This window comes from Streptomyces sp. NPDC047043, assembly GCF_040644055.1.
Lineage (GTDB): Bacteria > Actinomycetota > Actinomycetes > Streptomycetales > Streptomycetaceae > Streptomyces.
Genome location: NZ_JBEYVO010000065.1, coordinates 15,504 through 30,276, shown reverse-complemented (window position 1 = coordinate 30,276; position 14,773 = coordinate 15,504). Strand labels below are relative to the sequence as shown.

Annotated in this window: 12 protein-coding genes; 1 reads left to right on the top strand and 11 read right to left on the bottom strand. The window is 69.6% G+C overall.

Going from position 1 to position 14,773, the window contains the following annotated elements:
* The 8 genes from ABZ880_RS52895 to ABZ880_RS52860 all read right to left on the bottom strand — a co-directional run.
* Positions 1-269: alcohol dehydrogenase catalytic domain-containing protein (locus ABZ880_RS52895; protein ID WP_361278833.1), on the bottom strand; the 269-nt coding region annotated here is incomplete at its 3' end.
* Between the two features lie 21 nt (positions 270-290).
* Positions 291-1,163, bottom strand: coding sequence for an amidohydrolase family protein (locus tag ABZ880_RS52890; RefSeq protein ID WP_361278831.1), 873 nt, complete (start codon positions 1,161-1,163; stop codon positions 291-293).
* A gap of 142 nt (positions 1,164-1,305) precedes the next feature.
* On the bottom strand, positions 1,306-3,996 hold the full coding sequence (locus ABZ880_RS52885; RefSeq protein WP_361278829.1) for an RICIN domain-containing protein: 2,691 nt from the start codon (positions 3,994-3,996) through the stop codon (positions 1,306-1,308).
* Between the two features lie 63 nt (positions 3,997-4,059).
* Complete coding sequence (locus ABZ880_RS52880; RefSeq protein ID WP_361278827.1) at positions 4,060-4,407, bottom strand: L-rhamnose mutarotase; 348 nt, start codon at positions 4,405-4,407, stop codon at positions 4,060-4,062.
* A complete protein-coding gene (locus tag ABZ880_RS52875; RefSeq protein WP_361278825.1) occupies positions 4,404-6,431 on the bottom strand; it encodes a hypothetical protein in 2,028 nt (675 codons plus the stop codon). The genes ABZ880_RS52880 and ABZ880_RS52875 overlap by 4 nt, the downstream gene beginning before the upstream one ends.
* A gap of 77 nt (positions 6,432-6,508) precedes the next feature.
* Positions 6,509-7,408, bottom strand: coding sequence for a carbohydrate ABC transporter permease (locus ABZ880_RS52870; protein ID WP_361278836.1), 900 nt, complete (start codon positions 7,406-7,408; stop codon positions 6,509-6,511).
* 79 nt (positions 7,409-7,487) lie between these two features.
* Complete coding sequence (locus ABZ880_RS52865) at positions 7,488-8,402, bottom strand: sugar ABC transporter permease (protein WP_361278823.1); 915 nt, start codon at positions 8,400-8,402, stop codon at positions 7,488-7,490.
* Complete coding sequence (locus ABZ880_RS52860; RefSeq protein ID WP_361278821.1) at positions 8,399-9,760, bottom strand: carbohydrate ABC transporter substrate-binding protein; 1,362 nt, start codon at positions 9,758-9,760, stop codon at positions 8,399-8,401. Before ABZ880_RS52860 ends, ABZ880_RS52865 begins: the two co-directional genes overlap by 4 nt.
* 375 nt (positions 9,761-10,135) lie before the next feature.
* Here ABZ880_RS52860 and ABZ880_RS52855 point away from each other — a divergent pair, with 375 nt between their 5' ends.
* Complete coding sequence (locus tag ABZ880_RS52855) at positions 10,136-10,900, top strand: FCD domain-containing protein (RefSeq protein ID WP_361278819.1); 765 nt, start codon at positions 10,136-10,138, stop codon at positions 10,898-10,900.
* A gap of 291 nt (positions 10,901-11,191) precedes the next feature.
* On the opposite strand, the gene ABZ880_RS52850 is transcribed toward ABZ880_RS52855, so the two are convergent.
* Genes ABZ880_RS52850 through ABZ880_RS52840 form a run of 3 tightly spaced genes read right to left on the bottom strand, consistent with a single transcriptional unit; the run spans position 11,192 to position 14,490 of the window.
* Entirely contained in the window at positions 11,192-12,769 is a 1,578-nt protein-coding gene (locus ABZ880_RS52850) for a carboxylesterase family protein (RefSeq protein ID WP_361278817.1), read from the bottom strand.
* Positions 12,770-12,783: 14 nt separating this feature from the next.
* Entirely contained in the window at positions 12,784-13,140 is a 357-nt protein-coding gene (locus ABZ880_RS52845) for a hypothetical protein (RefSeq protein WP_361278815.1), read from the bottom strand.
* Between the two features lie 3 nt (positions 13,141-13,143).
* Positions 13,144-14,490 (bottom strand): acyclic terpene utilization AtuA family protein, encoded by a 1,347-nt coding sequence (locus ABZ880_RS52840; protein ID WP_361278813.1) that lies wholly within the window; start codon positions 14,488-14,490, stop codon positions 13,144-13,146.
* Between the last annotated feature and the right edge of the window lie 283 nt (positions 14,491-14,773).

The following is a 14,773-nucleotide window of genomic DNA, read 5'->3' as shown; positions in this document are numbered from 1 at the left end:
AAGGGCATCACCGTCACCGCATCGCCCGGCTGCCAGCCCTCCACGCCCTCCCCGACCGCCACGATCCGGCCCGCCATCTCATGCCCCAACACCGCCGGCGCACCCACCCGCGCATCCATGTCCCCGTGGAAGATATGCAGATCCGTCCCACAGATCCCCACAAACGCCGGAGCCAGCACCACCTCCCCCCGCCCCGGCGGCACCCCCTCCACCACAGCCGCCTCCAACACACGAGCAGACACATAACGAACAGCAAGAGCGCTTGTCATGAAAGGAACTCCTTCGATGGTTCAGATGCGGTAGAAGGCGGTGGCGGAACCCGAGAGGACCGACTCGGACTCGGCGGCGGAGAATCCCGCCAGTAGCTCCGCCACAGCACCGGCCCAGCGGTTCCAACCGCCGGTGAGCAGACACAGCGGCCAGTCCGAACCGAACATGAGCCGCTCGGGGCCGAACGCGGAGAGCAGTGTGTCCCACACCGGCCGGATGTCCCGGGACGACCAGGTGGTGTGGTCGGCCTCGGTGGCGAGACCGGACACCTTGCACATCACGAGAGGATGGGCGGCGAGGCGCCGCAGGTGTTTCTCCCAGTCGGCCAGGTCTCCCTCCGCCAGGGGCGGTTTGCCGGCATGGTCCAGCACCAGCCGCAGTTCCGGATGGCGCTCGGCGAGTCGCACGGCGGAAGGCAGTTGGTGCGCTCGCACGAGGATGTCGTAGGCGAGTCCCCGTTGTTCGACCGCGCGCAGACCCCGGGTCACGTCGGGACGTTGCAGCCACCCGGGGTCGGTCTCCGCCTGGACGAGGTGGCGTAGCGACCGCAGATACGCGCCACCCGGTCCGGCGAGCAGGGCGTCGAGGATGTCCCCGATCGAGAGGGTGGTGAGGTCCGCCCAGCCGACGACGGCGCCGATCAGGGGATGCTCGTCGGCCAGGGCGAGGAGGTCCTGCGTCTCGGGTACGGAGGCCGTGCACTGCACGACCACGGTGGTCGTCAGGCTGCGTCCCGCGATCGGACGCGTGGCCTGGACGCGCAGGTCGTCCGCGCTGAAGGAACGACGGATCGGTGCGAGTCCGGCCTCCTCCAGCCAGGGTTGCGGGCGGTGGGAGAGGTCCCAGACATGGTGGTGGGCGTCGACCAGGGCGGGGGGAGGGGGGCCGGACACAGGATCTCCACGGAAGTGCGGGAGGGACGAGGGAGAGGGGGTGGCTCTTGGTTCGGCTCAGGTGGACCGGACCGGCCACCGCTGCGACCGGTCGGTGTGGCATACCGGTCGCAGCGGAGCTGCCGAGGTCACGCGGGGTGTGTCACTGGATGGTCCAGAGCTGGTTGGTCTGGTTCAGGGCCATCCACTGGTCGAGGCCCGCGCCGTTGCTCGTCGAGTTGTTGTACACCTCGATGGCCTGCTTGGTCTCGAAGTTGCGGATGACGTAGCCGTTGCCGCTCGGTTCGAAGTACCAGAGCTGGTTGTTGCCGGCGTTGTAGGTCCACTGGACCAGGGACGCCCCCTTGTTGTGCGACTTGAAGTAGACGTCGAGGACCTTGCCGCTGTTGTGGTTGACGATCTTGAAGAGGTTGCCGCTGACGCGGACGATGTTCCACTGCTGGTTGGTCCCCGAGTTGCCCGCCCACTGGTCCACGGTTCCACCGTCGGCGGTGGAGCTGTTGTAGACCTCGGCCAGCAGGCCGCTGTTCACGTTCTTGATCGTGTAGTTGGTCGACGGGTCGAAGGCCGGCGTGGCCGCGGACCCGTCCAGTGCGCCGTCTGCCCGCTGCACGCTGAGGTCACCGATGAAGAAGTAGCCGCCGTCGGTCTTGGCGACCCGGATGTAGCGGAACTTCTGCCGCACGTCGATCTTGGCTGTCAGCGTTCCCGTGTAGGGCACGGCTGTGTCGTCCTGGCGGCCAAGGACGGTGTAACTGCCGAAGGCGGGGTCGTTGGAGCCGCGGACCTCGAAGTTGACGCGGGTGGCCGGCTGGTCGATGTCCTGCCGTGTGGTGAGGGAGTACTGGCCCAGGGCGTAGGCCTTGCCGAGGTCGACCTGCCACCAGGCGGAGGAGTCGCCGGAGGTGGGGGACCAGCCCGTCGCCGGGTTGTTGTCGTTGGCCCGGTCGGCGGTCCAGGCGGAGCTGTAGTCGCTGGAGGAGCTGGTGGCCTTGCCGTAGGCGAGGTTGGTCTTCGCGAGCAGCCCCTGGTAGGCGGGTTGGAGTCCGGAGGCCTGGATGACGGAGGTTCCGGTGGTGGTGTTGCCGCTGAGGGTGACGTTGGAGCCGTTGGCGTTGCGCTGGATGAAGCCGTCGGTGCGCGAGAGGACGTTGTTGGCGACGGTCATGTTGTTGGAGCCTTCGTCCAGGTAGATGCCGGAGACGGCCGACCCGGGGCACGCGGTGGGGGAGCGCACGACGTCGTGGATGTAGTTCTCGTTGATGACGGTGCCGGGGTCGTTGGAGAGGTGGTAGATGCCGGCGGTGTCGCAGAGCTGGTTGACGGTGTTGCCGATGCGGTTGTGGCTGACGGAGTTGGCGCCTTCGGCGTTGGCGGCGGACTGCCAGCCCCAGCCGAGGGAGATTCCGGCCCAGGGGGAGTCGGAGATGTCGTTGTGGTCGATGGTGGTGCTGTTGACGAAGCCGGCGTTGATGCCGGCGGTGCCGAGGTAGTCCTGGCCGGTCCGGTTGATCAGGTTGTCGGTGACCGTGATGCCCTTGACCACTTCGCGTGCGTCTTCGCCGGCCGGTGAGGTGGGCGGGTTGTAGACGGTGTGGTATTCGACGGTGGGGTCGGAGAACTTGCCGAGGGTGATGCCGTTGCCGGCGACGTCGGTGACGATGTTGCCGGTGACGGTGGAGTCGTGGACGCCGTGGTGCAGGTCGAGGGCGGTGGAGCCCATCTGCGTGAAGGTGTTGCCGGTGAAGGACAGGCGGTCGGCGTTCGAGGCCTGGACGCCGGCGGGCGGGCGGTTGACGTACTGGTTGTTGCTGGTGTCGGCGGAGATGTTGTAGTTGCCGCCCTGCGCGTTCAGCAGTCCGTTCCGGCTCGCCTCGGTCCAGTTGGTCTGGGCGAAGGTGATCCCGGAGAACTGGAGGTCGTGGACGGGGGAGTCAAGACTTTGGCCCTTGATGTCGAAGAGCGTCTGCAGGGTCGGGACCTGTACCGAAGCCTTCTGCATGACCTCCCCCGCACGGGGCAGGTAGTACACCGTGTGCGTGTCGCGGTCCAGGTAGAACTCGCCCGGCTGGGTGATGAACTCCCGCGCGTTCTCGAAGTGCAGCGGGGAGCCGTTGTTCAGCAGGGGGTAGGGGCGTTTGAAGAGGATGCCCGCCTCAGGGTCCTGGATCGACACGCTCGCCATGCCGTTGTCGTTCGTGAAGGACTTCAGCCGCAGGTAGTTCTCCGCCCACTGCAACTGCAGCACCATCTCGACCCGGTCGAGGTGCTTCCAGTCGGCTATCTGCGAGCTGAGGACCTTGAGGACCTGGTTCTGCTTGTCACTGGCCTGGAGCTGGAAGTTGGAGCCGATGTCCGGGTAGCGGGCCCGGGTGGCGTCCACGCCGTCGACGTACAGCTGACGGAAGTCCAGGGAACCGACCGACGCCTTGTACTGGCCCTGGCCGGCCGGGGTCCAGCCCGTGATGCGCTTGCCGCTCGTGACGACCGGGGTCTCGGAGCCGTAGGCCTTCCAGATCACGTCGTGGCCGTTGGTCCCCGAGTCCCGCGTCGAGAAGCGGACCGGCTTGGACAGCCGGTAGGTGCCTCCGCGCAGATAGACGGTGATGTCCCCGGACATGTGGGAGTTGACCGCGCGCACCGCGGCGCGGGCCCGCTGGATCGTCTTGAAGGGCTTGGACACCCGGGTGCCCGGGTTGTGGTCGCTGCCGCCCGAGGGGTCGACGTAGAAGGTGGTGTCGGGCGCCGCCTGTGCCGCCTGTGCGGGCAGTACGACAGCCGTCGCCATCATCAGGACCTGGACCAGTCCTGTGATGAGCCGTGCGGGTCTCATCCGATGTTTCTCCTTACCTGGACAGCGTGGCGCGTGACGGAGGGGCCCGTACGCGTCCACGCCTCAAGCGGGGCCGTCGGAACCGTGATCCCTCAGGTGCCAGATCTCCGGTATGTCCGACCACTGACCCCCGGTGCCCCGGTCCGGCCAGGCCTCCTGGCACGGATCGGTCAGCTTCCACCACTCCTGGGTCTCGGGGTCGGCGGCGATCGACGCCATGTCCGCCTCGAAGTCCTCGCCGTCGTACTCGAAGTAGGCGAAGAGGACATCCTGGTGGAGGAAGATGCTGTAGTTGCGGATGTGAGCGCGGTGCAGCGCCGCCTCGACTCCGGGCCATACGGCGGAGTGCAGCGCGAGGTACTCCGCCCGGCGTTCCGGCCGGAGCCTGATGGTCTGGGCGATCCTCCTCATCGCGCGTCCTCCTCGGTTCCCGTCTCGACGGCGGATGCCTCGGCGGCGGTCCCGGGGTGGTCGGTGGCGAAGGGGGAGCCGTAGCTGGGCCGGTGCGTGCGCAGGTCCAGGCGGAGTGTCAGCCGTATGCGGGTGGACGCGGGCAGGACGACCACGAGCAGACTGCCGTCGACGGCGGCCTCGGCTTCGGTGACGACCGGTTCCCCGTGGCCGTAGTCGTACATGTCACCGACCCAGCCGTCGTCCTGACAGGTGGTGTAGCGCACCGATCGGATCGTGTGCTCGGCGAAGGCGCCGGCCTGGACGACGACCGTGCGGGCGGACCCGGGGGAGAGGTTGACCAGTTCGACGGTGGTGGCCTCGGGAGCGATGGAGGTGACCAGGGCCGCGACCTCCGGCGGCAGACCCGGCCGGCCGGCGTCGGCGTCGTGGTACCGCACCCGTGCCTGCTGCAGACCGCCGTTGTAGAGGACCTGCGGGCCGCCCCAGGTCAGCTGGACCAGGGCCTCGGTCGCCACCGGGTTCGACTGCTGCCACAGGTGGATGTCAGCCTCCGGCACGTCCAGGTCGCGGTAGCGCTCCATGCGGGCCAGCCGGTGGCGTACCTGCGCCTGGGCCGCGGCGAGGATCCGCTCCGGGTAGTCCGGGTCGTCACCGGCGAGGAAGGCGAACCAGGCTTCCTCGTGACCCGATTCCTCCTTGGCCCGGTAGGAGCGAACTGTTCGCCAGTCGATGCCGGAGGCCTCACGCAGCTTCTCCAGCCGCGCCCGGTCGCACTCGGAGGCAGTGTGGTGCCACAGAGCCACCGGTACGGCGGGGGTGACCGGGTTGTAGTCGAACCACCCCGTGTCGTTCCTGCGGAACGGGACGTGCAGGGTCGGTGTGCCGATGTCGTCCGGGCCGAGCTGTGCCTGCCACTTCGACGGCAGGCTGGAGTCGGAATCGGTGAAGGCCATCACCTTGCCGTTGTCGACGACGGTTTCGAAGGTGGTCGTGACCATGTCCAGGAAGCCGTCGTCGCCGGTCACCGTGGCGGCGGCGAGCGCCGCCACGCATGCCGCGTGCCCCACGCTGTGCCAGCCGTGCGGCCAGGACCAGCCGTAGTGGCCGCCGTACCAGCGGCCCTCCAGGAGGCCGCCGACCACGCCGTCCGGGTCCACGTTGTCGGGCAGTACCCCGCCGTTGGCCTCCGCCCGCTCGCGCCACGCGCCGACGTACTCGGTGATCCAGTCGCGGTAGCGGTCCTCGCCGGACAGGATCCACGCGTTGAGGACCAGCCCGGCGGCGGCGAGGTTGACGGCCGTGTCGCCCTTCCCCATCCGATCGCGCATCTCCCGGCCGAGCCGGGGATCCTCGGAGAGAGGGTGGTCCGGCGCGTCGGCCGGCAGGATCCAGTCGAGCGGGAAGCCGTAGGTCTCCGCCTCCTTGAGGAGCCAGGGGTAGACGTCGCCCTCGAACAGGCCGGTGCGGTCGGGATCGCTGCCGTTGTGCGGGCGGGTGATGATGCGCCGCTCGGCGTCGTAGTTGCCCTTCGCGGGGTCGACGTACAACTCGGCGAACCGCAGGGCGCGTTCGGCCCATCGCTCGGGGGCGGCCATGCACAGGAAGTAGAGCAGCAGCAGGCTCTCGCCCTGGTGGAACCAGTCGTAGCCGCGCTCGTACTCGTCCTTCAGCATGCCCAGTTCGGTCAGCTGCCGGGTCACTCCCTCCCAGTGCCTCTCGCTGGCGGGCAGCAGGTCGTCGGCACCGCCGAGGAGGTACAGCTGCGGCCAGTTGAAGAACACCTCGTAGAAGTCGTCCACGCCGTCGCGGGTGGTGAGCTCGCCGCCGTATCTCAGCCGCCCGTCGGGGCCGGTGAAGTCGCGGGCGAAGCGCCGCCAGGCATGGTCGAGCAGGTCGAACAGGGCACGCTGGGCAACGGCCCAGCCGGGAGGTTCGAGCAGCGGGACGCGGGCTCGCAGTTCTGGCGAGACATGAGGCGAGGGGGCCTCGCCGGAGGCATGGCCGGCCGGAGTGAGGGACATGGAACGGTCTCCGTTCGGGTGGGGGAGGCGCCTGACGGGTGGCGGTGGCGGCCGGACCCGGGCTGCGGATCAGAACGTCATTCCTTGGTGGCGCCCGCGAGCATCCCCGTGACCAGGAAGCGCTGGGAGAAGAGGAAGACGACCAGGACGGGGGTGATGGCCAGCAGGGTGGCCAGCGCGAGCTGGGGCCGCTCGATCGCGAGCGAGCCGACCGTCGGGTTGAAGGACGGGACGCTGCTGAGCAGGGTGCCGACACCGACCTGGATCGGCATCTGGTCGCTCTCCGGGAGCATCACGTACGGCAGGAAGTAGTTGGTCCAGTTGGCCACGAAGCTGAAGAAGCCGACGAGCGCGACGACGGGCGTGGCGAGGGGGAGGGCGATGTGCCGGAACACCCCGAACTCGCTGCAGCCGTCCATGCGCGCGGCGGCCAGCAGGTCCTTGGGGACCGCGGTGGTGAAGTAGATGTAGGTCAGGTACACGCCGAACGGGTAGAAGGAGTACGGCAGGATGATCGACCACATCGTGCCGATGAGGTGTACCGCGTTGATCTCCAGGAACAGCGGCACCACCAGGGTCGCGTTCGGCATCAGCATCACGACGAGCGTCGAGACCAGCAGGACGTGCCGACCCCGGAACTCCGTCATCGCCAGCGCGTAACCGGCGGGCACGGCCACACACAGCGTGATGACCAGTGAGACGCCCGCGTAGAGGGCGGAGTTGCCCAGCCAGGTCAGGATCGCGCCGTCCTGGAACGAGTCGAGCGCGTGCCAGTTGGCCTTGAGCGCGTGCCAGGACCCGAACGAGAGCGGGTTGCCGTGGACGAGCTGCTGGTCCGTCTTGGTGGCGGCCAGGAGGAGCCAGAGCACCGGCAGGACGAAGAACACGGTGAACGCCAGGAGTACGGCGGCCACCGACAGCCGGGACCCCTGTCGGCGCGCGAGGGCGGGACGTGGCCGGGGTGTGTTGTGCGGCATGGGGTTCGGGCTCACGGTGCTCTCTCCGGGGCGCGGACGCACGGCGGGGTTCTTTGTGCTCTCGGTCGTCCCGGCGGTCTCAGTCGGCATCGAAGAATCCCGACCGTGCGACGAACAGGGCGGCGGCCGAGAGGCTGACGACGAGGAGCTCGACGGAGACGGCCGCGGCGCCGTTGATGTTGTTCATCTGGAAGGCGAAGTCGTACGACAGCTGGTTGAGCGAGTAGTCGCGTCCGGCCACTCCGACGCTGGCCAGGGACAGCAGCTGGGGTTCGACGAACAGCTGCGCGCCACCGGCGAAGGCGAGGATGACCATGTAGACGATCCACTTGCGCAGCATGGGGATCTGTACCCGCCACGCGGTCTGCCAGGGCCCCGCGCCGTCGATGCGCGCGGCCTCCATGACGTCCCTGGGAATGTTGTTCAGCGCGCCGTAGATGACGACGATCCAGCCGCCCGCGCCGGTCCAGAAGGCGATGAGGGTGAACAGCACGGGCAGATGTCCGGGGGCGATGACCTGGCCGAAGGTGTCGTAGCCCAGGGCGCCCAGCAGGGCGGAGACCGGGCTGACCGTCGGGTCGAGCATGAACAGCCACACCAGGACGCTCGCGGCGCCGGCGAGTGCGCCGGGGATGTAGAAGAGGAACCGGAGCGCCTTGCTCGCCGCCCCGGACGCCAGCCGGTGCAGCAGCAGGGCCAGCCCCACCACGATGACGACCAGCGAGGCCAGCCAGAACAGCAGGTAGAGCGCCACATGGCCGATCGCGGGCACGAACCGGAAGTCCTGTGCCGTGGTGGTGAAGTTGTCGAAGCCGGTGAAGGCGCCTCCGGCGTCGCTGAAGGCGAAGTAGACGGCGTAGGCGGTGGGCACGATGCCGAACGCGACCAGGAGCACCACGTAGGCGGTGACGAAGGCCATGCCGGCCCGGCCCTGCCGCGCGCCGCCCCTGGGGCGACGCGGGACAGAGCCGGCCGAGGTGTGCGTCAGGGTCACTGGGAGACCTTGTATCCGTTGGACTGGGCGTACTTGACGATCGAGTCCTTCCAGGACGGCAGCAGCGAGACGATGCTCTTGCCCTGGGTCAGGCCCGGCTTGACGGTGGCGGCCCAGATGGCCTCCTGGCTGAACTGGCCGGAGCCCCAGCCCGGCCACACCTGGGTCGAGGCGTCCTTCAGGACGCCGATGTCGCCCGCGAAGTAACCCGAGTCGTTCTGCTGCTTGAGCCAGACCTCGGCGGCCGGCGCGTACGCCGGGAAGCCCGGGGCGAGCTTGCCCTGGTACGCGTTGTCCGTGGTGACCCAGGTCAGGAAGTCGGTCGCCGCCTTCAGGTGCGCCGAGTGCTGCGACAGCAGCCAGGTGCCGCCGCCGACGTTACCGGTGGACGGCGAGGTCTCGCCCTGCCACTGCGGGATGGGGGCCGCGGCGATCGTCTTGGCCGGGGTCTTGAAGGTGCCCTGGAACAGCGCGCCTCCGTACCAGGCCGGACCGGGCATCATCAGCACCTTGTCGGCCTTGTTCTTGCCGAAGTCGGTGCTGAACACCCCGCTGATCGACATGGACTTGTTCGCGATGAGCCCGTCCATGAGCTTGGCCATCTTCGTGCAGTTCTCGCTGGTGGTGTTCACCGAGACGGCCTTGGGGCCGGTGATGTCGTTGGCGCCGCACTTGCTCGCCCAGAGGTAGATCTCCGGCGTGTAGGAGTCGCCCGCGTCACCGACCAGGTACCCGGGGTGCTCCTTGGCCACCCTGTCGCCGAGCTTCTGGAAGTCCTCCCACGTCGTCGGCACCTGGTAGCCGAACTTCTTCATCAGCGGGGCGTTGTACCAGAGGACGGCCTGCGAGAGGTCGTTGCGCAGGCAGTAGACGGTGCCGTTCACCGTGCAGACGTCGTTGGCGCCCTTGGCGAAGTTGCCGAGGGTCGCCTCGGGGATCAGGCCCTTGTTCAGCGGGGCCAGGAACTTCTGGTCGACCGCCCACGTCGCCTCGTTGTTCTGCGAGCTGAAGACGACGTCCGGCCAGCCCTTGCCGGTGCGGTCGAAGAGCTGGACCTTCGTCTGCAGGTAGTTCGACCCGTTGGCGTCACCGTCGTAGGTGACGATGTCCATCTTCACCTCGGGGTGTTCCTTCTGGTACAGCTTCGCGGCGGCCACCCGGGTCGAGTCCACCCACACGGTCAACGCGCCGTCCTTCTGCGGGACCTGGGCGAAGCCGTCCTTGGTGGTCGTCGCCGTGCCGCCGCCACCGCAGGCCGTCGCCGCCGCCAGCACTGTGGCGACGCACCCCGCCAGGAGCGCCGAGCGCTTCCCGGCCGACGCTCTTCTCCGGGCACCGGACTGCTTCATTGCGGTCATGTGTTACTCCACTACGTTGCGGGCGCCCGAGTAGAAGCGAAAAGGGCGGCGACCAGGTGACGCCACGCGTGACGGCGTCGGGGCACAGGCGTCACGGACGACTGCATCCGTGCCTGTTGTCGGAAGAAATTAGGCCGCCTCATGTTGGCTTGGGTCAAGTAGATGAGCAGTCACATTTTTCATCACTTCCAAGGAATCGGTGATGCTTATGTACCAAATCGCACGTTATCTAGCGTTCTCGGCATGGTGATCTTCGAGGGTGGGTGTCTCTCCTCTTCCTTATAAGTGCGATTCATTTTGCGGGTGAGGTAGCATGCGAGCGACTTCGAGGTGGCCAGGTGTGGTCCCTCGAGACCACCAGGGGAGGCAGAGCAGATGAGCGACACGTCCGAGGTCGCGGCGGTTGCGCCGGCAGGAGAGGGGACGGTGCGCGACTACCGGCCGGGCTATGAACTGGTCGCGGAGCGGATCCTCGAGTTCATCGGTGAGTCGGGCCTGGTTCCGGGCGACAGGCTGCCCACGGAGAACGATCTCGCCGGGCGACTGGGCACCAGCCGGGCGGTGGTCCGGGAGGCCGTCAAGATCCTTTCGGCGCTGGGCCGCGTACGGGCGCACAAGGGGCGCGGCCTCTTCGTCGCGGACGACGAGGGCATGCTGACGGCAAGCCGCTGGGGCGGCTTCTTCCGGCCCACCGACCTGGACCACATCTTCATGCTGTTCGAGTTCCGCAGGGTGCAGGAGATGGCCGCGGCCACCCTGGCGGCCACCCGTGCGACGCCCGCCGATCTGCGGGCCATCGAGGTGGCTGTGGAGACATGTCGCCATGGTTTCGTCCACGGCCAGGTCGAGGTTTTCAACCAGGCGGACGAGGACTTCCACGTCGCCGTCGCGGGGGCGGCGCGCAACAGCTTCCTTGTGGCTGCCGTGCGCGACGCCCGCCGCCTGCAGCGCCAGTCGAGCAACTTCGGGCTGCACGACACGCTCGGGCCCCGTTCCGAGGTCGCGGTCGCGGAGCATGCCGCGATCTACGAGGCCATTCGGGACGGTCGGCCCGAGGCCGCGGCCGCCGCCACGGCTGCGCACCTCGACAGGACACTCGAGGACTACCGGCAGGAGATCCAGCGGAGGGTGTTCGGGTAGCGGGAGAGGGGGCTGGCGTAAGGACGACCGCCGTGTGGGACCGTGCTGGGCCCTTGTCGACGCGACGCGGTAGGGGAGCGAGGACTCGGCGCGGCGACCTGTCGGGCGAGACTGCGTCAGGTCGCGCCTGGACCGGAAGGCCGGCGGCCCGCCCGCTCGGCCGTGGCTCTCCGCCCGGCGACGTGGCGGCAGGGAAGTCGTGGAGTCCGTCCCCCGTCGGGGTCGGCCTCGCTTCGGAGTCGGCGGCGAACCGCCCGCGGGGACCTCGTCGAGCGGTCCCCGCGGGCGTGATCATGCGCCGAGGCCCCAGTGCGCAGCCACGTCGAGAGGCGGCTCGTGGACATCCCGCGGGTCCGGACCGATCAGCCGGGTGGTTCCGGTGGACGAGCCGGCGGGGGCGTGAGCCGACCAGCCCGGATCGCCCGTGCGCAGGAACCGGCTCCAGGCGGTGGCGAGTTGGTCGCGGACGGCTCGGTTGTCGGGGGTGTCGATGTCCAGGGCCCTGAGCCTGTCACCGAGGTAGAACGTCTCGGCGCCGTGGAACGCGCCCGTGCCGGCTCCGAAGGGTTCGGCGGACAGGAGGTAGCTGTGGGCGGCGCCGCCGGACGCGACCTGGGCGCGGGCGAGCCGGGCGGACGGGACGCGGTAGACGGCGTCGCTGAGCAACAGCGTACGCAGGTCGCGCAGTTCGTCCGATGCGGCGGCTTCCGGGCGGTCGGGCCGGGGGGCCGCACCCCGGAACCGCGCGCGGTAAGCCCTCAGGAGCGCCGCCGGATCGGCGACACCCGCTCGGTTCATCTCGGCCGTCAGGGCGTCCTCGTCGGCCGGGCGGTAGCCGGCGCCACCGAGCTCCGCCCACATCCGGATCTCGTCGCGGTTGGCGCCGATCAGGAGCGGAATGTCGGCGGCGGCTCCGGCCGCGACGGCGTCCAGGGGGCGTGCGGGCAGCACCGTGCCGTCGTGGACCACGCCCCAGATGCGGCCGCCCGGCAGGTTGCGACGGCCGATGTCGGAGTCGACGACTGAGGACTGCGCGTCGAGGATGCGGCCGAGCGGGGCGGTCGCCAGTTCGTCGAGGGATTCGATGCCCGCGGCGGAGAGGAAGTTCTCGGTGAGTGCCCGCGCGGTGTCGGGGGACTGCACCCGCGTGACGCTGCCGCTCTGCAGGATCGCCTTGTGGAACAGGCCCTTCGCGTCCGGGAGCGCCAGCAGCGCCCCGACGGAGAACGCGCCGGCCGACGCGCCGGCGACCGTGACATTGCCGGGGTCGCCGCCGAAACGGCCGGCGTTGTCGCGGATCCAGCGCAGGGCGGCCGTCTGGTCCTGGAGGCCGAGGTTGGCGCTCGCTGCCCACCGGTCGCCGCCCGGTCCCGCCGGGTGGAGCCAACCGAGGGCCCCCACACGGTAGTTCGCGGCCACCACGACCGCGCCGGTCAGCCGGGAGAGCGCCGCGCCGTCGAAGCTCGGCGGCGACGCCGTACCGGTCTCGAACCCTCCTCCGTAGATCCACATCAGCACGGGCAGTCGGCCTTCGAGGCCGGGGGTCCACACGTTCAGGTACAGGCAGTCCTCGGAGAACGTGCCGTCGGCGGCGCCGAGGGCCCGGGCGATGCCGACCGCGTGGGGGCCCAGCGCCTCCAGTTCGGGTGTGATCCCGGCATGCTGGGCCGGTGCCGCCGGGAACCCCGCGGCGTCGCGGACACCGGACCACGGCGCGGCGGGCTCCGGCGGTCGCAGCCGCAGCCCGCCCACGGGGGGAGCGGCGAAGGGGATTCCGGCGAAGCACAGGCCCTCGTCGGCACGGACTCCGCGGACCGCTCCGTGGGTGATCGCCACCACCGGGCGCGCGGTCGTGTGGGGATCGGGCATCTCGTTTCCGCCTTTCACGGTCGGGTTCGCGCGGGTGCCGGCACCGTGGACGGCCCGTCCGACGACCCGTCGGGCAGCTCCATCTCCAACAGGCACATGGCCAGCGCCTTGCCGTGCGGGTCCAGGGCCAGGGAACGGGTCACCCCGCCGTCCAGCGCGTCCTTTAGGACGAACTTCAACGCTCCCAGCCCGGCCACTTCGTAGCGCCGCACGGTACCCCGGGCGACGTCCGCCAGATGGGCGCGCACCCGGTCCGCCGTCACCTGGTCGCGCAGCAGCGGGAAGTCGGCCGGGCAGCGGGCGATCACGGTGATGTCCGCGCACGTGCCCTTGTCCCCCGAGCGGGCGTCGGCGAATTCGTACAGCCTCATCGGTCAGGCCTCCAGCAGGTGGACCTCGGTGCGCACCAGATGGCGCGGCAGCATGACCGAGGCCACGGCGATGTTCTCCCGCGCGGAGCGGGTCGCCCCGGCCCCGCCGGCCGGCCCGTTGAGCCACAGCGCCGTCACCTCCCGCCCCACCCGGCGGGCGTCGGCCAGTGTGGCGGTACGCGCGGCGACCCGCACACGGACCTCGGGTGCCGGGCGGTGGCCCGATCGGCCGTCGTCGGGGCCGCGGTGGACGGCGTCGACCCCGATCAGGTCGAACCGCGTCTCCGCACTGTCCAGACCGAGCAGCCGAAGACGTTCACGGACGATGTCCAGCGCGAGGCGCCCCCGGGCCTCCGCGTTGGCGCCGGCGTAGGAGATCTGTCCCTCGCCGATGAAGCCGTCACGGTAGGCCACCGACACCTTCAGCCGGTCCGGGCGCGGTCCGCCGGAGATCCCCGACACGGCCACGCGGTCCTCGTCGACCCGCGCGACGCGGGCCCCGGAGAAGTCGGCCACCGTGTCCGGGGTCACGTACCCGGCGGGGTCGTGCACCTCGTACAACAGCTGCTCGGCAACGGTCGCCTCGGTCACCCGTCCGCCCGAGCCGGGCACCTTCGAGACGCTGAAGGAACCGTCGGCGCAGACGTCGGCGAAGGGGAAACCGAGCCGCGCGAGTCCGGGGACCTCCTTCATCCCGGGGTCGGCGAAGTAACCGCCGGTGACCTGTCCCGCGCACTCCAGGAGGTGCCCCGCGGCCGTACCGCGTGCCAGCGCCTCCCAGTCGTCCTCGGCCCAGCCGAACTCGTGCACCATCGGTGCCAGGAACAGCGACGGGTCGGACACCCGTCCGCACACCACCACGTCCGCGCCCGTCCGGAGCGCCTGCACCACCGAATCGATGCCGAGGTACGCGTTGGCGGCGACGATCCCCTCGCCCAGCCCCGCGACCGTTCCCGGGGCGCCGGTCAACGGCAGATCCGACCCTCGGACGATCTCCAGCACGTCGTCCCCGGTCACCGCCGCGACCCGCAGCCCGTCCAGGCCGAGGCGGCGGGCGACGTCGAGGATCGCCCGGGCGGCGGCCGACGGGTTGGCCGCGCCCATGTTGGTCACCACCCGCACGCCACGCGCCACGCACGGTGCGAGGACGGCCTCCATGCGCTCGACGAGCCACTCGTTGAACCCCGAGTCGGCGTCGGACAAGCGTTCCAACTGGGCCAGTGCCACGGTCCGTTCGGCCAGGCACTCGAACACCAGGTAGTCCAGCGCGCCGCCCTCGACGAGCTCGACCGCGGGCTCCACCCGGTCGTCGGCGAACCCGGCGCCGCAGCCGATCCGCACCGTTCTCATCCGTGCCTCGCGGTCTGTTCTGGTCACACGGGGCCGCGGGCCGCCCGCATGCCGTTCATACGGTCCGAAGGGCGACAGCACGGCCCGTGGACTGATTGAAACGTTCCATGTGTCAACCAAAGGCTAGATGCGAAAACCGAATGCTGCAAGGCATTCGCATGCCGAGGACAGCGTGGACGGCTGCCGGAACAGTGGACACCGATGGCGTCCGGGGCGGGGCGGCCCCCCTCCGAGGCAGGGCTCCCGAACCGGCCGGGTGCAGCCGTCTCGCGTGGGCCTCTCC

Bases quoted from the DNA above. Each gene is read 5' to 3' on its own strand.
- ABZ880_RS52885 (WP_361278829.1), bottom strand. From the start codon at position 3,996: ATGAGACCCGCACGGCTCATCACAGGACTGGTCCAGGTCCTGATGATG.
- ABZ880_RS52880 (WP_361278827.1), bottom strand. From the start codon at position 4,407: ATGAGGAGGATCGCCCAGACCATCAGGCTCCGGCCGGAACGCCGGGCG.
- ABZ880_RS52875 (WP_361278825.1), bottom strand. From the start codon at position 6,431: ATGTCCCTCACTCCGGCCGGCCATGCCTCCGGCGAGGCCCCCTCGCCT.
- ABZ880_RS52870 (WP_361278836.1), bottom strand. From the start codon at position 7,408: ATGCCGCACAACACACCCCGGCCACGTCCCGCCCTCGCGCGCCGACAG.
- ABZ880_RS52860 (WP_361278821.1), bottom strand. From the start codon at position 9,760: ATGACCGCAATGAAGCAGTCCGGTGCCCGGAGAAGAGCGTCGGCCGGG.
- ABZ880_RS52855 (WP_361278819.1), top strand. From the start codon at position 10,136: ATGAGCGACACGTCCGAGGTCGCGGCGGTTGCGCCGGCAGGAGAGGGG.
- ABZ880_RS52850 (WP_361278817.1), bottom strand. From the start codon at position 12,769: ATGCCCGATCCCCACACGACCGCGCGCCCGGTGGTGGCGATCACCCAC.
- ABZ880_RS52845 (WP_361278815.1), bottom strand. From the start codon at position 13,140: ATGAGGCTGTACGAATTCGCCGACGCCCGCTCGGGGGACAAGGGCACG.
- ABZ880_RS52840 (WP_361278813.1), bottom strand. From the start codon at position 14,490: ATGAGAACGGTGCGGATCGGCTGCGGCGCCGGGTTCGCCGACGACCGG.